Origin of the sequence: Hydrogenoanaerobacterium sp., assembly GCF_032017025.1 — a bacterium.
Classification (GTDB): Bacteria; Bacillota; Clostridia; order Oscillospirales; family Ruminococcaceae; genus Hydrogenoanaerobacterium.
Map to the genome: position 1 here is coordinate 1 of NZ_DALZQO010000013.1, position 25,562 is coordinate 25,562.

General features: G+C 46.5%; 20 protein-coding genes. 13 read left to right on the plus strand and 7 right to left on the minus strand.

From position 1 onward, the window contains the following. The 3 genes from RTV33_RS09100 to RTV33_RS09110 form a co-directional block, all read left to right on the plus strand. The coding region (locus tag RTV33_RS09100) for a uridine phosphorylase (protein WP_312643609.1) at positions 1-597 on the plus strand (597 nt) is incomplete at its 5' end. A 98-nt stretch (positions 598-695) separates the two neighbouring features. Next, positions 696-1,433 carry a GntR family transcriptional regulator gene (locus RTV33_RS09105; RefSeq protein ID WP_312643610.1) on the plus strand — a complete coding sequence of 246 codons (738 nt, stop codon included), beginning with the start codon at positions 696-698 and terminating at the stop codon, positions 1,431-1,433. A gap of 12 nt (positions 1,434-1,445) precedes the next feature. Next, entirely contained in the window at positions 1,446-2,414 is a 969-nt protein-coding gene (locus RTV33_RS09110) for a nucleoside hydrolase (protein WP_312643611.1), read from the plus strand. A gap of 124 nt (positions 2,415-2,538) precedes the next feature. Here the strand turns inward: RTV33_RS09110 and RTV33_RS09115 are convergent, their stop codons facing one another. Then, positions 2,539-3,222, minus strand: a complete 684-nt coding sequence (locus RTV33_RS09115; RefSeq protein ID WP_312643613.1) for a DNA alkylation repair protein — start codon at positions 3,220-3,222, stop codon at positions 2,539-2,541. A 292-nt stretch (positions 3,223-3,514) separates the two neighbouring features. Here RTV33_RS09115 and RTV33_RS09120 point away from each other — a divergent pair, with 292 nt between their 5' ends. The 6 genes from RTV33_RS09120 (at position 3,515) to RTV33_RS09145 (ending at position 11,458) form a co-directional block, all read left to right on the plus strand. After that, positions 3,515-5,131, plus strand: a complete 1,617-nt coding sequence (locus RTV33_RS09120; protein ID WP_312643615.1) for a helix-turn-helix domain-containing protein — start codon at positions 3,515-3,517, stop codon at positions 5,129-5,131. A 15-nt stretch (positions 5,132-5,146) separates the two neighbouring features. Then, positions 5,147-6,178, plus strand: coding sequence for a histidine kinase (locus tag RTV33_RS09125; protein ID WP_312643616.1), 1,032 nt, complete (start codon positions 5,147-5,149; stop codon positions 6,176-6,178). After that, positions 6,179-7,624: an ATP-binding cassette domain-containing protein gene (locus RTV33_RS09130; protein WP_312643618.1), complete on the plus strand. Its 1,446-nt coding sequence runs from the start codon at positions 6,179-6,181 to the stop codon at positions 7,622-7,624. Positions 7,625-7,862: 238 nt separating this feature from the next. Beyond that, on the plus strand, positions 7,863-9,380 hold the full coding sequence (locus tag RTV33_RS09135) for a sugar ABC transporter ATP-binding protein (protein WP_312643620.1): 1,518 nt from the start codon (positions 7,863-7,865) through the stop codon (positions 9,378-9,380). A gap of 32 nt (positions 9,381-9,412) precedes the next feature. After that, the gene (locus tag RTV33_RS09140; RefSeq protein WP_312643622.1) at positions 9,413-10,444 is read left to right on the plus strand and encodes an ABC transporter permease; all 1,032 of its coding nucleotides are present in this window, start codon (positions 9,413-9,415) and stop codon (positions 10,442-10,444) included. 33 nt (positions 10,445-10,477) lie between these two features. Beyond that, a complete protein-coding gene (locus RTV33_RS09145; RefSeq protein ID WP_312643623.1) occupies positions 10,478-11,458 on the plus strand; it encodes an ABC transporter substrate-binding protein in 981 nt (326 codons plus the stop codon). 127 nt (positions 11,459-11,585) lie between these two features. Here the strand turns inward: RTV33_RS09145 and trpS are convergent, their stop codons facing one another. Next, the gene (gene trpS, locus RTV33_RS09150; RefSeq protein WP_312643625.1) at positions 11,586-12,608 is read right to left on the minus strand and encodes a tryptophan--tRNA ligase; all 1,023 of its coding nucleotides are present in this window, start codon (positions 12,606-12,608) and stop codon (positions 11,586-11,588) included. A gap of 108 nt (positions 12,609-12,716) precedes the next feature. Beyond that, positions 12,717-13,904, minus strand: a complete 1,188-nt coding sequence (locus RTV33_RS09155) for a PLP-dependent aminotransferase family protein (RefSeq protein WP_312643627.1) — start codon at positions 13,902-13,904, stop codon at positions 12,717-12,719. 185 nt (positions 13,905-14,089) lie between these two features. On the opposite strand from RTV33_RS09155, the gene RTV33_RS09160 reads away from it, so the two are divergent. The 3 genes from RTV33_RS09160 (at position 14,090) to RTV33_RS09170 (ending at position 17,334) form a co-directional block, all read left to right on the plus strand. After that, positions 14,090-14,839: a DUF975 family protein gene (locus RTV33_RS09160; protein ID WP_312643628.1), complete on the plus strand. Its 750-nt coding sequence runs from the start codon at positions 14,090-14,092 to the stop codon at positions 14,837-14,839. A gap of 101 nt (positions 14,840-14,940) precedes the next feature. Beyond that, complete coding sequence (locus RTV33_RS09165) at positions 14,941-16,926, plus strand: fructose-1,6-bisphosphatase (RefSeq protein ID WP_312643630.1); 1,986 nt, start codon at positions 14,941-14,943, stop codon at positions 16,924-16,926. A 12-nt stretch (positions 16,927-16,938) separates the two neighbouring features. After that, positions 16,939-17,334, plus strand: a complete 396-nt coding sequence (locus RTV33_RS09170; protein ID WP_312643631.1) for a DNA-binding protein — start codon at positions 16,939-16,941, stop codon at positions 17,332-17,334. A 58-nt stretch (positions 17,335-17,392) separates the two neighbouring features. Here the strand turns inward: RTV33_RS09170 and gltX are convergent, their stop codons facing one another. Continuing rightward, entirely contained in the window at positions 17,393-18,847 is a 1,455-nt protein-coding gene (gene gltX, locus RTV33_RS09175) for a glutamate--tRNA ligase (protein WP_312643633.1), read from the minus strand. A 360-nt stretch (positions 18,848-19,207) separates the two neighbouring features. Between gltX and RTV33_RS09180 the strand changes: the two genes are divergently transcribed. Continuing rightward, complete coding sequence (locus RTV33_RS09180) at positions 19,208-21,541, plus strand: SpoIIE family protein phosphatase (RefSeq protein ID WP_312643634.1); 2,334 nt, start codon at positions 19,208-19,210, stop codon at positions 21,539-21,541. A gap of 33 nt (positions 21,542-21,574) precedes the next feature. Here RTV33_RS09180 and RTV33_RS09185 read toward each other — a convergent pair whose 3' ends face one another. The 3 genes from RTV33_RS09185 to RTV33_RS09195 all read right to left on the minus strand — a co-directional run bounded on the left by RTV33_RS09185 (position 21,575) and on the right by RTV33_RS09195 (position 25,168). Then, entirely contained in the window at positions 21,575-23,107 is a 1,533-nt protein-coding gene (locus RTV33_RS09185) for an oligosaccharide flippase family protein (RefSeq protein ID WP_312643636.1), read from the minus strand. A 201-nt stretch (positions 23,108-23,308) separates the two neighbouring features. Further along, on the minus strand, positions 23,309-24,172 hold the full coding sequence (fba, locus tag RTV33_RS09190) for a class II fructose-1,6-bisphosphate aldolase (RefSeq protein WP_312643638.1): 864 nt from the start codon (positions 24,170-24,172) through the stop codon (positions 23,309-23,311). Positions 24,173-24,334: 162 nt separating this feature from the next. After that, complete coding sequence (locus tag RTV33_RS09195) at positions 24,335-25,168, minus strand: DNA glycosylase (protein ID WP_312643639.1); 834 nt, start codon at positions 25,166-25,168, stop codon at positions 24,335-24,337. Between the last annotated feature and the right edge of the window lie 394 nt (positions 25,169-25,562).

Consider the following 25,562-nt stretch of genomic DNA (forward strand, 5'->3'; position numbering starts at 1 on the left):
GAACGTATTATCGTAACCTCCACCGGAATGGGTGGCCCGTCAACCGCTATTTGCATCGAGGAGCTGGTCAAATGCGGTGTCGATACCTTTATACGCGTAGGTACAGGTGCATCCACATCCGAGAAAGTAGGTAAGGGTGATATAATCGTAGTGAATGGTTCTGTTCGCATGGAGGGTACCGGGTGCCATTATTTGCCCATGGAGTTTCCTGCTGTACCGGATTATGGACTGCTTAAAAAGTTAGAAATTGCGTCAAAAAAATTGGGCTATTCTACTGCGGTGGGCATCACCATTACAAAAGACTCCTTCTTTACACAAACCGAGCCGGAAAGCAAACCAATCGCCTATGAACTAATTCATCGCTGGGACTCTTATGTAAAAGGTGGTGCAATTGCGACCTCTATGGAAGAAGCGCCGCTGTTTTTGGTGGCAAATTCACTGGGCGTTCGCGCCGCAAGTGTTCTGGTCTCCGCGACAGATTACGTTGGCAAAGTATCCAGTGATATTTCTGCAGGCGGGTTTCCAAAAGATTTTATTGACCGGCCTATACAAGTTGCCGTGGAGGCAATTCGCAATGATATTCTAGCGCGAAAGTAACCGTTAAGGCCCTTGGCATTTATTCATGACAATTTTTATAAAATGTGCTAGTATTATGTTGAATTTGTAAATTCATAGAGAATGGAGCTGTTTGGGGCTTGACGAAAAAAAATCCGACAATAAAGGGAAACCGCCAGCTGCGCTATGTAGATGCATACAGTAGAATAGAAGCAATGATTAAACAAGGTGATATTAAACCGGGCGATAAACTGCCCGGTGAAAATGAGCTGTGCGTCCAATTGGGCATAAGCCGTGGTACGCTGCGCCAAGCCCTGCTGTTGCTGCGTGAAGACGGCATGATTTACAACCACCAGGGCAAAGGAAATTATGTCACTGTACGCAGGCAGGATACAGAGAAAGGGGTCGAACAGATCGGCTCACTGGCACATTGCTTTAACACAGTGGAATACGATGAAATCTCGTTAGAGGTGCAGTATACGCCCAGCAGCGCCAAAATGCAGGAATTTCTGGATTTGAACAGCTCCACTTTAACGATGAATTTTCATATCAGCTATAAAGTAAAAGAAAACGTAGCGGCAATGGCGATTTACTTTATACCATTTGAAAGCATCACGCCCTATCACCTGGATTTATCCGACAACGAAGCGCTGCTTGCATTTATACAAAACTATGTAAAAGAAAAAATTGCATCCAGCAAAAGCATGTTTAATCTGACCACTGCCCGCGAATCAGTCGCGAAGCGAATGAACTTGCCGGAAGGAACCCCTTTGCTTTACTTTAGCGAAGAGATGATGCTTCCTACCGGAGAAAAAGCAGTTTATGTAAAATCTTATTTTGAGCCTTCCTATTTTAATTTTATGGTTTATCGCCATTAAGGGGGAAATGATTTGATAAAAATTTTAATCGATGCAGATACCGGGATTGACGATTCCCTTGCCATTTTGCATGCGCTGAAAAATCCCGATATGCGTGTTATGGGCATAAGCACAGGGTGTGGAAATACCACTGCTACCCAAGCAGCGGAAAATACTCTGCGCCTGATTGCTCTGGCACAGCCTGAATATGATGTTCCTGTAGTGGTTGGTGCTCAACAGCCGCTTATGCGAAAATGGGACGGGCCCGTTTACCACATTCATGGAGATAACGGAATTGGCAATGCCGAGCTTGCACCCAGCAAGCAAACGCTCTTGAATGAAGAGGCAGAGGATTTCATCTACCGCATCGCCAAAGAAAACAGCGGAGAACTGGTGCTGATTACATTAGGACGTCTCACCAACATAGCGCTGACGTTAAGAAAATATCCCGACCTGGTAAGGCATGTGAAAAAACTGGTGATGATGGGCGGAACTGTTTATGCACCCGGCAATGTAGGCCCCAATGCCGAAGCGAATGTGCACGGAGACCCGGAAGCCGCCGATGAGGTGTTCCTTTCCGAAATTCCTATCACATTGGTTGGGTTGGATGTTACGATGCGCACGCGCCTCAACGCGCAGCACATCGCACATCTTCAGCAGTTTTGCCGCGAAGACTGCCGCGGAATCGCCGAATATTTGGATACCGCAATGATTTTTTACCGCAACTTCAACCGCATACAAGACGGTGCGGTGGGAGATTGCCCCGTGCATGACCCTCTGGCGGTGCTGGTAGCTGCGTATCCCGATCTTGTTGTTACTCAAAAAATGAAAGCACGGGTAGAGTGCAGCGGAGATTATTCCACCGGCCGCATTGTTGTGGACCAGCGCTTACATGGTATTGAGGCAAATTATGTAGAAATGTGCTTGGAAGTTGACGGAGTGAAGGCGGTAGGTAAACTGCTATCTGTTTTTTGCCATAATTTCTATAGCAACTCGAAATAGCACTTCACTTAAAAGAGCAGGATATCTAACTAAGGCTGGAATGCTGAGACCAGATACAAACATAGCAAGAAGCCCCCAAACGCAGAATTGATTTTGTGTTTGGGGGCTTCTTTATTCTTTTGTTTTATTTGCGTTTCATACTGCGGATAATCGCTTTTGTTTCTTTGTCCACACGGTAGGATTCTGTAATCTTTTGCAATGCCTTGTTGTACGTAAACTGATCCAAAGAGTTCTCTTTTAAATAAGCCATAGTCTGCTTCGGAAGTTTTACAAAGCAAATGGAAACGGCCCAAGCAACGGCCATTTTTACGTAATATCCTTCATGCCGTATTTGATCAAGCAGCCTCAGCACTTCGTCAATGTGGGGTTCATCAATATAATAAAACAGCAGCATCACAACTCCGAACCGAAGTTCAAACTCCTGCTGCGAAATCAAATAAGGCTGCAAAAAATCCCAGACACGCTCCGGATCTTTTTTAGTAAATTTTAAACCGTTGCAAAAACTATCACACACCGACCAGTTGTCAATTTTGGGGATAAAATCTGCCGCGTAAGCAAGCAGCTCTTCGGTATCTGCTTTGGCGTTGCCAGTTACCATGCCTTGTAGCATAATCTCTTCAAAATAGTCGCAATGTGCCGTTTTTAAGTAAGCGCGCCAGTCGCCCATGGTTATCTTTTTTGCCATGTTGCGCAGCAAGGGTAGGCGTACGCCTAAAATATTGTTACTATTCGGCAGCAGCCCGGAAGAAAATTTTCGATAATCCTCCTGCGCAAGGGCCAGTAGCTGCTCTCTTATCGTCAGCTCCACCGCATAATCCCTCCCTATATCCGATTTTTCTCATCCTATCTTTCAAAATAGTATCATTTCGTGTTGCACCTGTCAAATCATAACAGGTTGCATCAAAACTAAAATCTGCTCAATATTTGTAAACCTACGCCATACCCCAAAATAGCAAGCCCAAGACCAAGCACAAGGCTTAAAATAATGGTAACTAATATTTGACAATCATTTACGAACATTATAATATGGTTCTATCAAGTGGAATAAATTTAAACAACACTACCAGAATTTAAGCGGTATGCAAATAAAGGAGCAGTGTATGATTAAAGTTGTTGTAGCAGATGATGAGCTGAAGGTTTGCCAGTTAATCTGTGGTTTGATAGACTGGGCGTCGCTGGATATGGAGATTGTGGGGGTGGCGCACAATGGAATCGAGACGTTAGAATTGATACAAACGCTTCAACCCGATTTGGTGATTACCGATATTCGTATGCCCGGATATGACGGCTTGGAAATGATCAGCCGGGCGATCAAAATAAAAAAGGATATTTATTTTATTATTGTCAGCGGTTATCGTCATTTCGAATATGCTCAGGTCGCCCTTAAATATGGGGTTAGCGATTACATATTAAAGCCCATCAAAAAGAACGAACTTATGGATACGCTGAATAAGGTGCGCGAAAAGTATAAGCAGAAAACCGAGCAACTCTCCAACGAGGAGCGCCTGAAAATACGCCTGCAGAGCGATATCGAAAAGCTGCGCTCCGGTTTGTTTACCGATATCTTGTTCCACAAATCAGTTTATTTCGAGCCCATTCAAATTGAGCAAATCAATAAGGACTACCACTATGATTTTCAACCTGGCTGTTTTCAGGTTTGCGTTATCAAAGTGGATTGTGAATACGAAGGCGTTTTTGAAAACAGCATTAAGATTTTAGAGGACAAGGTGATTCAAATTTTGCGCGGTCAGCTGAAATCAATCTGCTTTGACCTGGAAATCTTTTTTCGAGACAGCTGGGCGTATTGCATGCTCAACTACAGCGAAAGCAATAAGAAAACGGTAAGAAGGCAGCTGAAGGTCTGCCTTGATGAACTATTATTGCAGAAAAATATTTTTGATAAGATAGAATTTACAATCGGTTTAGGCGCAGCGATATCGAGCATCAACCAATTACCGGTTTCGCTGAAAGCAGCAGAGCGTGCTGCTGCACAGCGTATTCTGGAAGGAACCGGAAAATTAATTGAAGATTTACCCCCGCAGGACATTGCCCTTGACGAAGATGCCTTGCTGATAAATTTCAGCAAAAACATGGAACCTGCTCTGGAGGTTCTAAATGCCGATATTATGATTCAGGAGATCGGGTTATTAAAAGTGTTTGTACTGCAAAAAGAAAATGTTTCGGGTCAGACGATTTTTGATGTAGTGATAAAAGCTTGCCGTCTTTATCTCTTGTCCCTGAAAAAATACCAGTTTAACATTGGAAATGCGGATGAGTTTCTCGATAACTTTTATGCACATGCAGACCTCTGCAGCTCTGCGGCACAGTTGTTCGCTTATCTCTCAAAGGTCATCGGGGAATCTGTAAGCTATATTATAGAGGACCGTAAACAGGCAGACACAAAACCAATACGTACCGCAAAGCAGTATATTCAAAAAAATTACATGCAACCAATCAGCTTGGAAGAGGTGGGAAATATCGTTGGGTTTAATTCCTCCTATTTCAGTTCCCTGTTTAAAAAGGAAAGCGGTAAAAACTTTTTAGAATACCTTTCTGAGGTGCGCATGAATAAGGCAAAAGAATTACTCAGAGAAACCAGCTTAAGCATTGCTGCAATCTGTGAGCAGGTGGGGTACAACGATCTAAAGCATTTTACCAAAAGCTTTAAAAAATTTACCGGCATCAAACCCAACGAATTTCGAAAGCTTTATTCTTAAAACGAGGATGTATCCATGAAAAATAAAATACACCGTTATCTGGTCTATCGAGCATTTTTTATACTATTAGTGCTAAGCATTTTTGCAGGCCTTTTGCTGGTTACTCTAGCCGTTTTGTCGGTTCGCCAAAGCAGCTGTGGTTTATTTTTGATTGGCGGATTATTAATAGTATTTATCGCAATTATTTATCTTACCTATAAATGGCTCTATCGCCCATACAAAGAAACCGCAAAAGTGCTGCAGCTATTTGCAAGCGGCTATACCATTCAAGCAATCTATGATTTGCGCCTGCCCATTAGCCCGGAGGTAGAGGGCGCTATTGAAAAACTGAAGGCATTTCTCAACACCAATGAGCTCATCAACGTTACCAAAAAGCAAGCCCAATATCTTGCGCTGCAAAATCAAATTAACCCACATTTTTTATACAATACGCTTGAGGGAATTCGCGGTGAAGCCATTACGGCAGGGCTGGATAACGTAGCTAAAATGACGGAGGCGCTGGCTACCTTTTTTCGCTATACCATTTCGAATGTAGAGCACTTGGTTTTGTTGGAGGATGAGTTGGCGAACATTGAGAATTATTATATCATTCAGCAGTACCGCTTTGGGGAACGCCTAAATTTGACGATTGATTACGATGGTGAAGATCAAACAGAGGTATTAAAATATCGTTTGCCCAAGCTTATTCTGCAGCCGATTGTGGAGAATTCGATTTTCCACGGTATCGAGCGAAAAATAGAAAAAGGGAACATTCGAATTAAGATTGAAGCCACCCCGAAGCGGCTCATTATTACCATTTCGGATGATGGTTTGGGGATAGAGGAAACGCGGCTGAGGGAGCTCAACGAGAAGCTGAATGTATCGTCTTTCGATTATGTGCAAACAGACAACGAAAAAAAAGGCGGTATCGCTATTGTAAACGTCAACAACAGGATTAAGCTTTTGTTTGGTGAGCAGTACGGTATTACAATTTACAGTACGTTAAACGTGGGTACCGATGTGGAGGTTACGCTGCCGCTTATCACAAAGAACATAGAGGGAAAATAGATGAAAGAGGAGATTATTCGCTTAGAAAGAGTTACACAAATTGTTGACGGTGTAACTCTTTTAGATAATTTTAATCTACATATTTTTAAGGGCGAAATTATGGGACTGCTCAGCATCAATGTGCACGGACAAGAGGCGCTGATTCGTCTGCTGTGCCAAAATGTTCCTATTCATTACGGGCATGTCTATTTTCAAGAAACTTTGGTAAATAACTACGAGCACAGCTCTATGAGCAAAAACCGGGTATCTGTGATAGAAAAGCAAAGCCGTTTAGTAGAATCTTTAACCGTAGCCGATAATATTTTCGTATTGCGCGACGGTTTTAAAAAATACCTTATCAGCCCCAAAATGTTGGATGCACAGCTGCGCCAGTTCACCGAGGAGTTGGACATTTCCATTGATGTGAATCAACCGGTTGCGAATCTGTCTTTTTTTCAAAGGTATGTGGTAGAGCTTTTAAAGGCAGTTGTAACAGGGGTGAAATTGGTTGTAATACGCGATATCAGCAATTTTATCAGCACCACCGATCTGAAAAAATTTCACGACCTGCTGCGCCACTATTTAAAACGGGGAATTTCGTTTTTGTATATTTGCAACCACCATGAAGAAGCATTTAAAATCTGCGAGCGGGTTTCCCTTATGGAAAACGGAAAGGTATTTAAGGTTTTGAACCGAAACGATTTCCGTGATGAAATGATCACCCCATACACCCTTGATTTCAGCAGGATAGCTTCTCCCCCAATCCGTGAAACCGGCAAGGATGGAATTCTCAGATTCCAAAATATTTCTACACAAAACATCAAGAATATGAGCTTTACAATTGAAAAAGGTGAATGCGTTGTCTTTTTAGATATCGACAATACGGTTTTAACCGATATACTGCAGTTGATGAACGATGAACAGCAGCCCTCATCGGGGGATATTTTGCTGAATGGTTTACACTACAGCGAAAAAGCTGCTCGATTAAAACGCAGTGTCGGTTTTATACAAGAAAACCCGACGCAAAGTATGCTGTTTAAAGAAATGAGCTATATCGACAACCTGTGCTTTTTGATGGACAGAAAAAAACCAAACTTATGGTTCAGTAAAAATATGAAAAAAAGTATTCTGCGTGAATACGAGCCGCTGATTGGCGAAGATATTTATGCTGCCGATATTACGAGTTTAACACCATTGTCGTTGTATAACCTGGCTTATTACAAAATCCATCTTTATAATCCAAAGGTGGTTCTTTGTGTGCAGCCGTTTTCAGGTGCGGATATGTACCTCAGGCACCATCTGATTGGCCTGATCAGTCAATTGCGCAGAAAAGGTATTACCGTTATTATTTTGGCGGTCAGCCTTTCCGATTCACTGGTTGTAGCAGACCGCTTGATGGTGATTGAACAGGGGCAGCTCCGCAAGGAATATCACCGGGAAGAACTGGATTTTTTTAACACAAACTAAATCAAAAGACGAGCGTGGCTACAATGGCTACGCTCGTCTTTTCCGCTTATACTGAGCTCATGTTTAAAAACCTATATGGTCAAATATTACAAATAAAAACTAAATTGGTTATATAATATATATATTTAATATAAAAACTCCAAAAGAAAACCCCCATACTCCCAAAGTATAGCCCCTTACAATACCTAATTTTGGATGCTATACTACAGTTATAAAGTAATAGAAGATGGGTGGGTTTATGCTGGAATATATAGTTGAAATTGAACATGTCTATAAATCTTTTCCCGGAGTAAAAGCATTGGATGACGTATCGTTCCATTTAAAATCGGGGGAAGTTTTAGCATTGTTGGGCGAAAATGGTGCCGGTAAATCAACTCTTATGAAAGTTTTGAGCGGTATTTATACGAGAGATAGCGGTGACATCACGATCTTCGGTGAAAAAATAGGCGTGCTAACACCCAAAAAAGCGCAGGAACTGGGTGTGGCAATCATTCACCAAGAGCTGAATATGTGTGCACACCTCTCAATAGCAGAAAACATATTTCTGGGGCGCGAAAAAAGCCACTCCGGCCTTTTGTCGAACAAGGAAATGAACAAACAGGCAAAGGCAATTCTAGATCGATTAAATATTGATCTGGACCCGGAGACCATTGTGGGCGACCTTACCGTTTCAAAACAGCAGATGGTGGAAATTGCAAAGGCACTCTCAACCAATGCCAAAATATTGATTATGGATGAGCCCACCTCCGCACTAACCTCCAAAGAGATCGACGATTTGTTTGGCATTATCCGAAAATTAAGGGATGAAGGCTGTGGTATTGTATACATCTCGCATCGACTGGAGGAACTACAGTACATAGTTGACCGCGTAACTATTATGCGCGACGGCAGGCACATTACCACAATGAACTTTGCCGAGACCACCATGCAAGAGATTATCGAAAATATGGTGGGACGCGAGATTAAAGAGAAGTTTCCCAAGGTGGTATGTGAGCGCGGCAAAAAAATATTGGAGATTAAAAATTTAAACGTAGGCAGATTGGTAAGGGACATCAGCTTCGATATTTACGAAGGTGAAATCGTCGGTATTGCGGGGCTGCTGGGTGCAGGCCGTACCGAGACTACCCGGGCAATATTTGGGGTAGACCCCAAGGAAAGCGGAGAAATTATCTTGAACGGCGAGCCACTCACAATCAATAAACCTATGGATGCGATTAAAGCCGGCATTGTACTTGCACCTGAAGACAGAAAGAAAGACGGCTTATGTACAAAGCTGAGTGTTCGGGATAACATTGCTTTGCCGAATCTGGACATTCTTTGTAACGCACTTGGCGTTGTAAACAAAGGTAAAGAGGATGAGATGGTGGAGGATACCATCAGCAAGCTTACCATTAAGCTGCCCAACGCAGAGGTTGATGCCATCAGTCTTTCCGGCGGTAATCAGCAAAAGGTCGTGGTGGGGAAATGGCTGGCGCGAAACTCTCATGTGGTAATTTTCGATGAGCCTACAAGGGGTATTGACGTGGCTGCAAAGGTTGAAATTTACAACCTAATGAATGATTTAAAAATGCAGGGGATTGGCGTATTCTTTATTTCGTCAGAAATGCCCGAGATTATGGGGATAAGCGATAGGATTCTCGTGATGTGTGATGGCAGGATTACGGGGGAACTGAATATCGAAGATGCCACGCAGAATCTTATTCTGGAATATGCCACCAAGTTCGATAGCAAAGTCATAACGTCAAATGCCCAATGAAACAACATTTTACAACCATAGGAGAGGTAAAAATGGAAAAAAGAAAGAATCAAAATCCTATAAAAAAGATACTGTCGATCAGGGGGATGGGGCAGGTTATCACCGTAACGTTTGGTCTCATTATTCTCTGTATTGTATTTGGTATTATCAATCCAACCTTTTTCTCAAGCAAAAACGTTGGTAACCTGCTGCGCCAAATTGCACCAATCCTTATGATTGGTATTGGTCAATCCTATGTGCTAATCACCGGAAACATCGACCTTTCCATTGGCTCTGTGGTGGGTATGAGCTGTATGATCTCCGCAACCCTGATGACAAAGGGCATTAACCCTTGGGCCGCAGTTGCCATTACCTTTGTATGTTGCATTCTGGTTGGCGTAACGAATGGACAGTTGGTTGCAAAATGTAAGCTTCCTCCGTTTATTGCCACATTGGGTACAATGACAATTGCCAGAGGCATTGCCCAAATTGTAAACAACAATTATAACACCGATTCTATTGGCGATGCAGCACAAATGTTCAGAGATTTCTTCTACTACGGCAAAACCTTAAGCATCTACAATACCATTTGGATTGCTGCTGTAATATGGATTGTATTCAACTTTATCTTAAGCAAAACCCGCACCGGCCGCCACATTTACGCAATCGGCAGCAATATCGAGGCATCCAGGTTATCGGGCGTCAACATCATTACCACCACAACAAAAGCATATGTTGTAAGCTCAATTTGTGCTTGTATCGTCGGGCTTATCACCTGTGCCACCAGTGGAATGGGTACGATGGATGCGGGCAACAGCTATGAAATGTATGCGGTTGCTGCCTCCGTAATTGGTGGTGTGAGTACCCTTGGCGGACAGGGCATACTGCTTGGAACTGTAATCGGTGCTTCTATTTGGGGTGTACTACAGAACGGCCTGCAGTTTGCGGGCGCACCGGTTGCTATCCGCAATATCGTAATCGGCATCATCGTTGTTATTTCCGTTCTGCTGGATGTTGTAGTAAGAACAGGCACACACAGAAAGAAAAGGGCAAAAACAGATTCATCTGCAGCAGTTAAAGCATAAGCTTTAATTATAAAATTTTAGGAGGATTTGAAAATGAAATGCAAATTAACCGCGCTTATACTGTGCCTTGTTATGGTCGTTGGTCTCATTTCCGGTTGCGGAAGTGCTCCGGCTGTTTCTTCTGAAGCACCTGCAAGCAGTGCTGCACCGGCAGATTCTACTGCTCCTGCACCTGCACCTGCAAATTACAGTGTTTACCTCATCACCATGGATCAAATGGACCAGCATTGGGTGAATGTAGACGCAGGCTGTAAAAAAGCTGCTGCTGAGCTTGGAAACATCAAATACACCTGGTTGGCTCCGGATGTAAAAGACGATGCAAAACAAATTGAATGCATCAACAACGCAGTAGCCGGTGGGGCAAATGCAATTCTTCTGGCTGCCAATGGCCCTGACGCGGTTACATCTTCTTTAAAAGAAGCTGAGGCTGCCGGCGTTAAAATTATTTACGTAGACTCCGCTGCAGATTTCCCTGCCATTCAGACCTTGGCAACTGACAACAAAGCTGCCGGTACCACCGCAGGCAAAGAAATGATTGCCGCTCTTGAAGCAGCCGGTACAAAAGAAGGCAAAATCGGTATTGTAAACGTGAATGCTGCTACCGCTTCCACTGTAGCTCGTGAAGAAGGCTTCCGCGCTGCATTTGAGGGCAGCAAGTTCACAATTCTCGAAACCCAGTACGGCGATGGCGACGCTGCAAAATCCAAAGACATTGCTGCGAACTACATCACACAAGGCTGCGTAGGCGTCTTCGGCGCTAACGAAGGTTCTACCGTAGGCACCGGCAATGCAATTCAAGAAGCGGGCGGAAAAGTAATCGGCGTTGGTTTCGATAAGTCGGATACAATTCTCAACCTAATCAAGAGCGATTTCCTCCTTTGCACAATGGCTCAGAACCCCGACGTTATGGGCTACGAAGGCATGAAAACAGCCGCAAAAGCCTTGGCTGGCGAAAATACAGGCGATGCAAACGTTGATACCGGTGTATCGGTAATCAACAAAGCAGCTTTGTAATTGAAAAACTCTTATCTCTTATTCTTAACAACGAAAAGGTGGTTTCTATTTGTAGAAACCACCTTTTCGTTTGTTTATGGTATTTAAGTTTCAAGAAACAGAGCAGACGTGAAATAAGCTGTGCGGCCTATCGGGGCAAGAACCCAACCTTTTTGTAAACTTTGTCCAGAGTACGGCGGCTGATTCTATCCGCCTGTTCGGCACCGCGTTTGTAGCAGCTCTCCAAGTAAGCCTTATCGCTCATCAAACGGTCGTAGTTTTCGCGCACGGGGCGCAGGTGTTCTGCCACAGCCTCACCGACTGCCGTTTTAAAGTCACCGTAGCCTTTGCCGGAATAGTCGTGCTCAATGGTTTCTAAGCTGTCACCCGTTACGGTGGAGAGAATGGTCATCAGGTTGTTGATTCCATCCTTGCCGTCACGGTAAGCAACCTCCATGTCCGAATCGGTAACCGCACGCTTAAACTTTTTCACAATGGTCTCGGGCTTATCTAAAATCGAAATAAAGCCGTTCACATTGTCGTCTGATTTTGACATTTTTTTGGTAGGGTCGGCAAGCGACATAATCTTGGCGCCCTGTTTTGGAATATACGGCTCGGGGATAGTAAAGGTGTTGCCATAGGTATTATTAAAGCGGATAGCGACATCACGGGTGAGCTCAAGATGCTGCTTCTGGTCAATGCCCACAGGAACCAGGTCGGTCTGATACAGCAGAATATCGGCAACCATCAGCACAGGGTAAGTAAACAAACCTGCATTGATGTTGTCGGGGTAGCGTTTGCTTTTATCCTTAAACTGGGTCATGCGGCTTAGCTCGCCAAACTGTGTACTGCAAGCCAGTACCCAGTTTAGCTCGGCATGTGTGGTGACATGGCTTTGAATAAACGCAATGCTTTTTTCGGGGTCAACCCCGCAGGCAAGCATAAGCGCATAGGCCTCGAGGGTGTGCTGCTTTAGTGCTTTGGGGTCTTGCGCAACGGTAATGGCGTGCATATTTACAATGCAGTAAGCACAGTTGTAAGCCTCCTGCAGCTCCACCCAGTTTTTTACGGCACCCAAATAATTGCCCAGTGTCATAATACCGGTTGGCTGAATGCCCGAAAAAATTGTTTTTTTGCGTTCGGGTATTTGTGTTATTTTGTTTTCTTCCATGGAATTTTCCTCCCAATATTTTAACGCGAAAGCAGATGAAAACTATGTCAAACAAGATAGCAACGATCTAAGTTGGTAAGAACAGCAAGACATAATGATTCATAGCCTTCAAAATAGTTCTCTTGTTAATTTGCCCAAAATTGTGCAGCCTTGGGCGATTTTATCATCGGTGGGGGTAGAGAAATTAAGGCGGAATGATGTAGTTTCAACCTCATCATCGGTGGTAAACGCACTGCCGGGTACCACTGCAACCTTGTTTTGGGCCGCAATACGGCAGAAGTTCATCATATCGCTGCCCTGCGGCAGGGTGCACCAGATGAAAAGACCCCCCTCAGGCTTTGTGTAGGCAACGGCAGGGTGAAAATCGGTGTCGATATGGTCGAGCATCAGTTTGCACTTACCGCGGTAGATGGCCTGCAGTTTTGCAATGTGCGCATCAAGGTCACATTCAGTGATGAATTTGTGGCAGATCATCTGCGATAGAATGGTGGTGTGTACATCGTTGCACTGCTTGGCAACAGTCATTTTAGCAAGGACATCGTTGTGTGCGCATACAAAACCCACACGCATACCGGGGGAAAGAATCTTCGAAAAGCTGCCGCAATATACAACAAGGTTTTCGGTATCCAGTGTTTTGATGGCGGGAATGTGCTCGCCCGAAAATCGCAGGTCACCATAGGGGTTATCCTCGATAATCAGTACACTGTACTGTTTCGCCAGTGCGTAGACAGCCTTACGTTTTTCCCAGCTCATTGTAATGCCAGACGGATTTTGAAAGTTGGGAATAAGGTAAATAAAGCGTGCCTTGGGGTTCGCTTTCAGAGCATCCTCCAATTTTTCAAGATTGATGCCATCCTCATCCATATCCACACCGACAAGGTTTGCGCGGTAGCTGCGGAAGCAATTGAGTGAACCGATAAAGCTTGGCGCCTCGCAAATAACGGTGTCGCCCTCGTTGAGCAGGCAGCGTGTTGCGAGGTCGATACCCTGCTGCGCCCCCGATACTACCAACAGCCCGTCGTTTTCGTTGCCAATATCATAGCGCTTTTTCAGCATATCGCTGAGCGCAGTGCGCAGGGCTGGGTAGCCCTCCGTAATGGAATATTGCAGTGCCGCAATGGGCGAGTTCTCTAAAATTTCGGCGGTAATACGGCGAACATCTTCGATGGGGAACGCCTCGGGGGCAGGGTTGCCCGCCGCAAACGAGATAACAGAAGGGTCTGAAGTGGCTTTGAGAATCTCACGAATGGCAGAGGGTTGCAGACTGATGATTCGATCAGAAAAAATATAATTCATAAAAAAGACCTCCCTCTTATAAAATGTTAAAGTACACACTGAATAAGCCTTATTATAACACTATTAGTTCAAATTTGAAAGAAAAGATTGGTTTACTTTTTACCGGTCAAGCGTTATAATGTAGGAAAGAGTGGATAATATTTTGGGTATTTTTACAAATATAAATACAGCATGGAGGGGCAATTATGTGGGAGAGAGCGGAACTAAAAACCAACGCGAAAGCGGCATTGTCGCGTTATTACTGGATGGCATTTGCTGTATGCCTGGTATATGGCGTAATCAGCGGTATGGGCAGCGGGGGTAGCAGTGTTATTAATGTGGTCAACAATCTGCAGAATACCGGTACCATTCGGCTCTCGAATGCCGCGCTGATGGGGTTGGCAAGTGTAGCAATAGGGCTTGGCGCAGTTGGTATTGCATTGTCGTTTTTGGTAATCAACCCGCTTATGGTGGGTTTGTACCGTTATTTTATGGAAAGCAGAACCTTTAAAAGCGATTTTGGTACCTTGTTCTATGGCTTTACCGGTGGCCGCTATTGGAAGAATGTCGGTGTAATGGCATTGGTCAATGTAAAAACATTTTTGTGGGGGCTGCTGCTGATCATTCCGGGCATTATTAAGTCTTACGAATACTATATGATTCCGTACATTCTCGCAGAGAACGACGAAATAGAAACCTCGCGTATTTTCGAGTTGAGCAAGCAGATGACAGACCATGAAAAGATGAACATTTTTGTACTGAATCTATCGTTCTTGGGCTGGGTTTTGTTGGGTGCACTGCTGTGCGGTATTGGAACACTGTTTGTTAACCCATATATCTATGCTACAGATGCAGAGCTGTATGCTTTGATGCGCGCAAAGGCATTTGCTATGAACTTTTCGAATGCAGGTGAGCTGCCCGATTTCCATCCGCCGGTTTATGGACAGCTGGGATAACACAATAGCAAAGGGGCGCTTCGGCGCCCCTTTTTCGTTGCGCAGTGTTTGAATCAATGCTATACTACTTTTAAGATCATGAAAGCAAAGGGGAACATAACATGCTGTACGGCAAACAAGAAATTTTGGACAATTTGAAATATTTAAAAGCATTGGGGATTCAGTATCCAACGGTACAAGCAGCCTCTACCGAAATCATCAATCTGCAGGCGATTCTTAATCTGCCAAAGGGAACCGAGCATTTTATGTCCGACCTGCACGGCGAGTACGAGGCTTTTTTACATATCCTCAACAATGCATCGGGGGTTATCCGCGAAAAGGTGGATATGCTTTACGAAAAGAGCCTGCCCACCAAAGAGCGTGCGGTACTTGCAACACTCATCTATTATACCGAAGAAAAGCTCAAGGAGATCAAAGAGGAAACAGCCGATATGGAGGAGTGGTACCGTATTACGCTCAACCGCCTAATTGAAATCTGCAGGCTGGTATCGTCAAAATACACACGCAGCAAGGTGCGAAAGGCTCTGCCTAAAGATTTTGACTACATCATTGATGAGCTTTTACACACCAACTACGACGAGCTCAACAAAGAAAAATATTACGAAAACATTATCGACACGATCATTGATATTGAGCGGGCAGATGAATTTATTCTGGCGCTTTGCAATACCATCAAGCGCTTGGTTGTCGATCGTCTGCACATCGTCGGTGATATTTTCGACCGTGGTCCCCGCGCCGACATCGTGATGGATTCGCTGATGGAGCACCACTGTGTCGATATTCAATGGGGCAATCACGATATTCTTTGGATGGGTGCTGCGGCGGGCAGCCGCACATGCATTGCGAGTGTGCTCAACAATTCCATCACCTACAACAACCTTGAGGTGGTAGAGATGGGCTACGGCATCAACCTGCGCCCTCTGGCGCTTTTTGCTACCGAGGTGTACGGCAACAAAGACGTCTCGTGCTTCCGCCCGAAGCTGCAAGGCTCACAGTATTACAACCCTAAGGATATCCGTCTGGTGGCATGCATGCACAAGGCAATTGCTATCATCCAGTTTAAGCTGGAGGGGCAAATCATTCAGCGCAACCCCAGCTTTCAAATGGACGACCGCCTGCTGCTCGATAAAATTGACTACGAGCATGGTACCGTGCGCCTTGGCGGCAAGGATTATCCGCTGCGTGACTGCGATTTTCCGACGGTTGACCGCGAGCACCCGTATGAGTTGACCAACGAAGAAACCCTGCTGATGGAGCAGCTGAAGTTTGCATTCCGCCACAGCGAGAAGCTGCAAAAACACGTCCGTTTTCTCTACGCTAAGGGCGGGCTGTATAAGTGCTACAACGGTAACTTACTGTTCCATGGCTGCATTCCCATGAACACCGATGGCAGCTTTATGGAGTTTGAATGCGACGGCGAGCGGCTTTCGGGCAGGGCGTTTATGGATTACACCGAGGTGCTGGCGCGCCAGGGCTACACCGCCAAGCCTCATTCGCTTGAAAAGCTGCGCGGCAAAGATTTTTTATGGTTTTTGTGGTGCGGGCGCAACTCGCCGCTGTTTGGCAGAGATAAAATCACAACCTTTGAACGACTGCTGATTGAGGACAAATCAGTTTGGGATGAGCCTAAAAACCCTTACTATGTTCACAGTGCGAGCGAAGAAGCTTGCAAGCGTATTCTGCATGAGTTTGGGTTGGATGGCCCCCACTCCCATATCATCAACGGGCATGTACCCGTGCGCAGTAAAGACGGCGAGACCCCCGTTAAGGCAAATGGCAGGCTCATTGTAATTGACGGTGGCTTTTGCAGGGCATACCAGCCCACCACGGGCATTGCAGGCTACACATTGGTGTATAACTCCTATGGCATCCGCATTATTTCACACGAGCCTTTTGACGGTGCGCGCAATGCCATCCGCAACAACAAGGATATTTTGTCCACCACGGAAATTTACGAAACCCTGCAAAGCCGTATTAAAGTGAGTGAAACCGACGAGGGGCAGGTCATAAAAGAAAATATTCAGGGCTTAAAGCTGCTGCTTTCGGCTTACCGTATCGGTATGCTTAAAGAGCAGCACAACAAATAAAGGAGCAATGTTATGAAAACACATGCCTTTCGCCTGCACCGTGGGCAAGATATTTACAAAGAGCTTGTAGGCTATGCAAAAGAAAACCACATTGAGGCAGCGACGGTGCTTTCTGCAGTCGGTTGTGTAACAGTGGGCAGGGTGCGCCCCGCATGGGCAGAAGGTTTTGTTGCAATTCCCGAAAAGTTGGAGGTCGTTTCGCTGATGGGCACGGTGTCGAAAAATCGTACCCACCTGCATATTTCGCTCAGCAATAACGATACGACCACGTTTGGCGGGCATATGGAGGAGGGCTGCCTTGTCAATACCACCTGCGAGGTTGTGCTGCTTGAGCTTGACGACGTAACCTTCTCAGATGAATTCGACCCGGAGACCGGCTATGGAGAATTGGTGATTACAAAAAAATAAGCGGCTCTGCCGCAATTAAAAAACGGACGCATCTGCGTCCGTTTTTTGCTGTTCTAATCTATTTGCTAAGTAGTTCAATGCCTTTTTTGATTCTTAGAATACTTTCCTCTTTGCCGAGCAGTGAGCAAATTTCAACACCGCCGCCGGGGGTAAACTGCTTGCCCGAAACGGCAACGCGAACCGGCCACAGAATAATGCCGTTCTTTACACCGAGCGATTCAATTACTTTAAACAGGGCAGCATGCACACCCTCAACACTGTAATCGTCCAGCTCTTCCAGCACAGGCAAAACAGCTTTTAGGCTTTCCAGCGAGTTTTCCTCGTTGGTTTTCATCTTCTTGTGCACATACAGCTCGGTGCTGTATTCCGGCAGTTCATCTATAAAATCAAGCTGCTCGGGAATATCGCGCAGAACTTCCGTACGGGGTTGCAGCACCTGTGCAATCAGCTTGGTATCTACGTTGCCCTTTACCGTCTTGCGAATCCAGGGCAGCGCTCTCTCGTGAAATTCGTCAAGCGGCATTGCCTTGATGTATTCACCGTTGATGTAGTTGAGCTTTTGAGTATCAAAAATAGCGGGGGATTTGGAGATACTTGCGGGGTCCCACTCCTGAATCAACTCATCTAGAGTAAAGATTTCACGGTCACCCTTGGGGCTCCAGCCCAGCAAAGCAATGTAGTTGAGCACCGCGTCCTTCAGGTACCCCTGCTCAATTAAATCCTCGTAGGAGGCATCTCCGTTGCGTTTGCTGAGCTTATGGGTGCTGTCCTTCATCACCGGCGGGCAGTGGATATATTTCGGCACCTCCCAGCCGAATGCCTCGTACAGCAGATTGTATTTTGGTGTGCTGGAAAGGTACTCGTTGCCGCGGATGACATGCGAAATGTACATAAGGTGATCGTCTACCACGTTTGCAAAGTTGTAGGTGGGCATACCATCGGTTTTAATCAAAATCTGATCATCGAGGGTTTCGTTTTCTACGCTGATATCGCCAAAAATCTCATCATGAAAAGTAGTGGTACCATCTTTAGGCATTTTTTGGCGGATTACATAGGGAATGCCGGCAGCGAGGTTCTGTGCAATCTCCTCTTTGGTAAGCTCACGGCAGTGCCCGTCGTAATGCGGTGCTTGACCGGACGCTTTTTGCAGAACGCGAACCTCTTCAAGCCTGTCTTTATCGCAGAAGCAGTAGTACGCTGCCCCTTTTTCCACAAGCTGCAGGGCGTATTCTTTGAACATGCCCATGCGCTCGCTCTGAACATAAGGGCCGACAGGGCCGCCGATGTCGGGGCCTTCGTCCCAAATCAGCCCTGTTTCGCGCAGGGTGTTATAAATAATATCAGTTGCTCCTTCTACAAAGCGTTCCTGATCGGTATCTTCAATACGCAGCAAAAATTTACCGCCCTCTGCTTTTGCTGTCAAATAAGCATAAAGCGCGGTGCGCAGGTTGCCGACATGCATATAACCGGTTGGGCTGGGGGCAAAACGGGTGCGTACGCCTTCTAGTTTCATCAGTTTATTACCGTCCTTTTTTATGAGGCGCGCAGCCTCACCAAATTGCAGCAGAAAAGTCCGCTGTCTAGCTTATTGTAAGCCTGTAACGGGCATTTGTCGATCGGTAATTGGGTTCCGATTCGGCGCTGCAATTCTTCCGGCACAATTGTATGGAGATATAACAATCTATAGAGCTTATCGGCAGCATTTTACCTTGTTTCGCCAATTTGTGCGGTGGTATTGTGACAATGTTTTTATACAAGTTGTAATAATATGGAAGAAGTACCGGTGGTAACTAACATGATATGCAAACGGCTCCGAGAATATACCAAATCATTATATTATTATGCGGCAGCTTGCCGCGCAGGAGTGAAGCAGATGAAAGTAGGAACACAGAGGATAGGGACAAGCTTTGGCGGTAGAGTAAAACAAGTAATTACCGCAAAAAGTGGCTTGATTGAAAGTGGAATTTGTGCGGCAGTGGCATTTCTAATGGCGAACGCCTTTCTGTTTAACACTATGGCGCCGTTTGGAGTCAGCTTTGCTGCATCGGTAAAGCGTGAAAATTCGCTTGCGGCGGCGGCAGGGGCCATTCTTGGCTACACCTTCTCCTACAACCCTACGTCCAACGTTAAATACATCATTGCTGTCGTACTCATTTTAGCAGCAAACTGGGTGGTCTCCGACAGCCGCTTTTCCAAGTACAAGGGCGTTGCAGTGCCGATTATTGCGCTGCTTGCGGTGCTCGTAGCCGATTTAGCAGTGTTCTCGCTTGGCGGGCTTACCTTATACGATATTGTGCTGAGCCTCTCGGAAGCTTCGCTTGCCGCAGGCACCACTTTTTTTATGATGCGCAGTCTTACAGTTGCCGAGCACCGCGAAAACCTGCTCAGTCTGGGCAAGGCAGATATCTCCTGCCTTATCATCACCTTTGCCATTGCCATGATGGCACTCGGCTCTTTTTTGGTGGCGGGTCTTTCAGTGGGCAGAATTGTCGCTGTGGTTATTATTTTGCTGTGTGCAAAGTACGGCAATGAGGCGGCAGGTGCAGTTGCAGGTGTTACAGCGGGCGCCGCAATGGGGCTGTTGGGCAGTAGCTTTACCTTTTTGGCGGCAGCATATGGGTTTGGCGGGCTGGTAGCGGGTATGTTCGCAAGCTTTGGTAGTTTTGGCTGTGCTGTAATTTTTATAATTGTCAACGGCATTGTATCGCTGGTGCTGGGTGGGCAGTTTGAAGTGATGAACTCGATGTACGAGGTGTTTGCGGCAAGTGTGCTGTTTGTAGTGATCCCGACTGCTTGGACGGATAAATTGATGCTTGCACGTCGCAGTAAAACCGTAGCGGTCACCCAGACGGCGAAGGATATTATGTTGAGCAAACTGCATTTCGCGTCGCAGGCACTTTCGGATATTTCTACTACGACCCAGCAGGTTTCAGGTAAGCTGATGACCATGCAAAGCGTTGACATCGGCACTGTGTACAGCAAAAGCGTTGACAGCGTGTGCCGCCGCTGCAAGCAAAAGGGCGAGTGTTGGGGCGGAGATTTTTCCGCAAGTATGGACAGCATGAACCATTTCGGCGGGACTCTCAAGCGCAAAGGTGAGATTACCGAGCAGGATTTCTCAGGAAGGCTCGCCGGGCTGTGCATCCGCAAGCCGGAAATGGTGCTGGCAGTGAATGCCGAATACAGCCTGTTCGCACAGCAGCAGGGCAGCCGCCAGAAGGTCTCGCAGATTCGCGGCGTGGTTACCGACCAGTTCGAGGGCATGGCTCTGATGCTCGGTTCGCTTGCCACAGAGTTATCTGAAATTTATGAGGTGGATAACCGCAAGAATCGCTGCATTGTTGACCTATTCCTACGCAATAAAACCGAGCTTTCTGCAGCATCCAGTTACGAAGATAAATTCGGTAGATTGTATGTGGAGGTAACACTGCCCTCGTTCAAGCTGGCAAGGCTGCCAGTGGCGGAGATTACCGCCGAACTTTCCGACCTGTGCGAAACCACCTTCGATCTGCCTGTAATACAGGAGGCGGAGAACACCGCCAAGCTGATGTTTGCTGAAAGGGCAAATCTGTGTGCGGAGTTTGGCAGGGCACAAATACCCTACGGCAACAGCAAGCTGTGCGGCGACTGCAGTGATTTCTTCCTTGATAACCGTGGGCGTGCGCATATGATCGTCAGCGACGGTATGGGCAGCGGCGGTAAGGCCGCGATTGATGCCGCAATGACCGTAAGCCTGCTCACCAAGCTGATTAACGCGGGCTTTGAGTTTGATGCTGCACTCAAAATGGTAAATTCCGCTCTTTTGGTGAAATCCAACGAAGAATCTCTTTCCACGATAGACCTTGCATGTGTTGACCTTTATACAGGCAGGGCGGAGTTCCTCAAAGCAGGGGCAGCCCCCACCTTTGTGTTGCGCTCGGGTACGGTGGGCAAGGTAGAGTCAATGTCAATGCCGGCGGGAATCCTGCGGGGAGTAGAGTTTGAAAAATCGTCTATGACCCTGCGTGAGGGTGATATTATTGTGATGATCTCGGATGGCGTGATTTTGACCGGAATCGACTGGATGTACCCCCAGATCAAGCTGAGCAAGGGGCTTTCCGCACAGGAGATGGCACAAGAGATTGCCAACACCGCAAAGGTGCGCCGCGTCGATAATCACGATGATGATATTACCGTAGCAGTGATGAAATTAAGCAAAGGAATATAGCAAGTAAAAAAGGAACGCCGCTGCGTTCCTTTTTTACTTGAAAATCGATATCCCCCAATGAATATCTTCGCGGGTAATGCAGGCGGAAAAGCACAAGAACAACAGGTAGACAGCCGCCGCCAGACCAATGTGCGCAGCAGCCTCGCCGACCGGGGTAGCAAAAGCCACGTCCCACAGCCGAAAAATCGCCTTAGAAGCTGCCGATGCCCCTACAATGCCAAATAGCGGCTTTATCACACATGCCCACAGGTTGAAACGAAATTGTGTTACTGAGATCAGGCGGTTTGCACTGAGGGCGGAATTGAGCAGCTCGGTAAAGAAGATGGTGCAGATATAGCCCGCAAGGGCAAACTTCGGTACCAGAAAATAAACGAGCACCACGCTGCACGACGCATCTATAATGTTATAACGCATGGAGCTTACCTGTTCCCCCAAGCCTTTGAGCATGCCGTCCACCGCAGTATCCAGATACATGACCGGAATCAGCGGAGCAAGGATGCAGATGTACTTTGCGGTGTCGTAGTTTTTGTAAATGGCAACCGCGAGTTCATTTGCAAAGCTGAACATAATCCCCGCAACGCCAATCGAAAAAAGCAGTGTAATTTGAAAGACCCGCGCCGCTATGTAATTGATGCGCACCTCATGGCATTGGGCGCGGCACTCGGCAAGCTCGGGAACAAGCAGCCCTGAAAGTGCCTGTAAAAAAGCCGCAGGAAAAAGAATGACCGGCAGCACCATACCGTGCAGTAAGCCGTAGGAGGCAAGCGCTGCCTCGGCCGATGCGCCGGATTTTTTAAGCCCGCGTGGAATCAACAGGTGCTCAATCGTAATAAGCCCCGAGCGGGCGTAAGCACTAAACGCAACGGGCAGTGAAATACCAAGCAAACGCCGCCATAAGCCACCCGTCACCTGCCCATCCGTTTTATAGCGCCTGCTGTCAAGCAGGTAGAGTATAAAAGAGTAGAAGAACGAGCAAAGCTCGGCTAGGCTGCCACCGCCCACAATGGCGAGGCAGGCAAATTCCAGCCCGCGCGGCATCAGCATAGTCAGCCCTGCAATGGTAAGCGAAATGCGCACCATCTGCTCAAAAATCTGTGCGGACGCACTTTTCACTACCCGTCGTACCGCGGTAAAATATCCGCTGATGGAGGAGGACATAGCAATAAACGGTAAGCTGACGGCAAGCAGCTTCAACGAAAGAATGGTTCGCTCATCCCCAAGCCACTGCATTCCCACTGTTTCTGCGTTGGTGTAAAGTGCTATAGCTGTAGCGGTGCCGAAAACAATGCTGTACGCAAGGCAGCGGTGCATCGCTTTTTTGGCGCCTGATGGATTATTGCGCCCAAGCTCTTCGGCAACCAGTCGCGTCGCTGCAAGGTTTACACCCGAGGTGGAAAGCGTGACCGCCAGCGTGTATACCGACATAATCAGCTGATAAAGCCCAATACCGGCTGCACCGATTTTGTTGGAGAGATAAACCCCAAAGGATACCCCAACCGTACGCATCAGCAGTGAAGTTGCCGTCAACAGCAGCGCGTTGATTACAAAGGCCTTGATTTTTTTCATTTACTCACCGCACTTACATATAGTATCAAACTATCTATATGCGGCATCTGTTCCAAGAAATGCGTCCTATCGGGTAGGAGACGGCACACCTGCAAGCAGAATCTGCCCCAAGCGTTGTTGCTTTAAGCTGTTATATCACTACAAACACAAAAGAGCCATCCGCCGCAGGCAGATGGCTCTTTTTATGCATAGAATCGCCGATTAAGCTTTGTTTACAGAACCGAACATTTCCATTTTCTCTTTTACTGCTGCTGCGATTGCGGCAGTACCGGGTGCAAGCAATTTGCGAGGGTCGAAGCCCTTGCCTTCAAGATCTTTGCCTGCCTCGATGTATTTGCGAGTAGCCTCAGCAAATACCAACTGGCACTCAGTGTTTACATTTATCTTAGATACGCCAAGGCTGATTGCTTTCTGAATCATCTCATCGGGGATGCCGGTGCCGCCGTGCAGAACCAGAGGTATGCCGGAGGTGGAGTCCTGAATTTTAGCAAGAGCCTCGAAGTTCAGCCCCTGCCAATTCTCGGGGTATTGGCCATGGATGTTGCCGATACCTGCAGCCAGCATAGTGACACCAAGATCAGCAATGAGTTTGCACTCTGCGGGGTCGGCAATCTCGCCTGCGCCAACAACGCCATCTTCCTCGCCGCCAATGGAGCCAACCTCAGCTTCAAGCGAAATTCCTTTTTCGTTTGCAAGGGCAACCAGTTCTTTTGTTTTTTCAATATTCTCTTCAATGCTGTAGTGAGAACCATCGAACATAATGGAGGAGAAGCCAGCCTCGATGCAAGCTTTTGCACCCTCGTAAGAGCCGTGGTCGAGATGAAGAGCAACAGGAACTGTGATGCCCATGCTCTCTACCATAGCGTTCACCATAGCAGCAACTGTTTTAAAACCTGTCATATATTTTCCCGCACCCTCAGAAACACCGAGGATGATGGGGGCGTTGCACTCTTGTGCGGCCTGCAAAGCAGCCTTTGTCCACTCAAGGTTATTGATATTGAACTGACCAACCGCGTAATGACCTTCGCGAGCTTTGTTAAGCATTTCTTTTGCAGATACTAACATAAAAATTACCTCCCATAAACTTTTTAACGTCTGAATAAACAGCGTTTTCCAACTATTAATTATAGAGTATCCAGCGCTAAAAAGCAAACTACGTTTTAGATAAATTATGCCACTGTTTTGCCGTTAAATTTATGACAAAGACGAGAATACAAAATAAAAAATTTACAGTTTAGAAGGGAATGCGTCGGGGCACACGCGCGCATAATGGAAAATATATTGCTGCGCAATGCCTGCGTTGTCCCTGGCACAGCGCGGCAACCCCTTCGGGAACAGGTGTTTCATAGCACGTTTCATCCACACATCCATCGGGAAGCACTCCATTCTTGCAAAGCCGTAGAGCAGCGCGCATTCCGCTACCTTTGGGCCAACCCCATGAATCTGCTGCAGCACTGCGCGGGCATCGTCCAGCTCCATCGTGGCAACATCTGCTAAAACAACCTCGCCGGAGCTCACTTTGCGTGCTGCATCCAATATGTATTTCGCACGAAATCCGCTGCGTAATGGGGCGAGGTCGCTTTCACTGAGCACAGCCAGGCGTTCGGGTGTGGGAAAGGCATAGATCCCCGCCGATATCTCGTCGCCGAAGCACTCACACAGCCGTGCCACAATGCCGCGGATGCGCGCTAAATTGTTGTTTTGGCTGATGATAAAGGAGCACAGTGTCTCCCACGGGTACTGGCGCAGCACTCGGATTCCGGGGGCAAACTCTGCTGCCTTTGCAAGTGTTTTGTTGCCGCAAAGCTTTGTACGGATTTCAGCGTAGCTGGTAGAAAGATCAAAATAATCCGCCCAAAAGCGTTCCTCGCCATCCGCAACGCCCTGCAGCAGCAGCCCTTGTGCATCCTGTGAAACACGGCAAAAACGCCCCTCCACTACGCCTTCAAACCAACCGTCTTCTGCTTCGTTCCAACGGAAGCACTGCCCACAGTTTAGCGTATCGCCCAGGGAAAATCCCTCCTCCGCGGGGATAGCGAGCCTGCAAATCGTACTGTTCAAGTCGAGACCTCCTACCTGAATTTATAGCAACCAGTATAGCAGATGGCAGGGGCGATGCGCAAGCGGAGAATATAACCACAAACGGACAAGCCCCTGTAAAGGGAGGATTACTATTTGTAGCCTAAAAAATCAAGTTTTCCACAGAAATGAATATTTTTTTAACAAACTAAGAACTCCTGTTCATAAGGGTTTTGCAATAAGCTTTCCACACTTTCCACAGAGTTTTCCACAGTTTTTGAGGGATATCATGAGAAAAATCTTAATACAACTAGTATATTAGTTCTGAAAATGGCTTATCCGTAGCATTTGTAAGCATGTATATTTAAAAAAGTGAGTGTATAATTCCATAACTGGTGGCAAAACAAGACGCTGAGTACTAATTAAATGAAGTTAT

Coding starts and splice junctions, on each gene's coding strand:
- RTV33_RS09120 (WP_312643615.1), top strand. CDS start 3,515: ATGATTAAAGTTGTTGTAGCAGATGATGAGCTGAAGGTTTGCCAGTTA.
- RTV33_RS09125 (WP_312643616.1), top strand. CDS start 5,147: ATGAAAAATAAAATACACCGTTATCTGGTCTATCGAGCATTTTTTATA.
- RTV33_RS09130 (WP_312643618.1), top strand. CDS start 6,179: ATGAAAGAGGAGATTATTCGCTTAGAAAGAGTTACACAAATTGTTGAC.
- RTV33_RS09135 (WP_312643620.1), top strand. CDS start 7,863: ATGCTGGAATATATAGTTGAAATTGAACATGTCTATAAATCTTTTCCC.
- RTV33_RS09140 (WP_312643622.1), top strand. CDS start 9,413: ATGGAAAAAAGAAAGAATCAAAATCCTATAAAAAAGATACTGTCGATC.
- RTV33_RS09145 (WP_312643623.1), top strand. CDS start 10,478: ATGAAATGCAAATTAACCGCGCTTATACTGTGCCTTGTTATGGTCGTT.
- trpS (WP_312643625.1), bottom strand. CDS start 12,608: ATGGAAGAAAACAAAATAACACAAATACCCGAACGCAAAAAAACAATT.
- RTV33_RS09155 (WP_312643627.1), bottom strand. CDS start 13,904: ATGAATTATATTTTTTCTGATCGAATCATCAGTCTGCAACCCTCTGCC.
- RTV33_RS09160 (WP_312643628.1), top strand. CDS start 14,090: ATGTGGGAGAGAGCGGAACTAAAAACCAACGCGAAAGCGGCATTGTCG.
- RTV33_RS09165 (WP_312643630.1), top strand. CDS start 14,941: ATGCTGTACGGCAAACAAGAAATTTTGGACAATTTGAAATATTTAAAA.
- RTV33_RS09170 (WP_312643631.1), top strand. CDS start 16,939: ATGAAAACACATGCCTTTCGCCTGCACCGTGGGCAAGATATTTACAAA.
- gltX (WP_312643633.1), bottom strand. CDS start 18,847: ATGAAACTAGAAGGCGTACGCACCCGTTTTGCCCCCAGCCCAACCGGT.
- RTV33_RS09180 (WP_312643634.1), top strand. CDS start 19,208: ATGAAAGTAGGAACACAGAGGATAGGGACAAGCTTTGGCGGTAGAGTA.
- RTV33_RS09185 (WP_312643636.1), bottom strand. CDS start 23,107: ATGAAAAAAATCAAGGCCTTTGTAATCAACGCGCTGCTGTTGACGGCA.
- fba (WP_312643638.1), bottom strand. CDS start 24,172: ATGTTAGTATCTGCAAAAGAAATGCTTAACAAAGCTCGCGAAGGTCAT.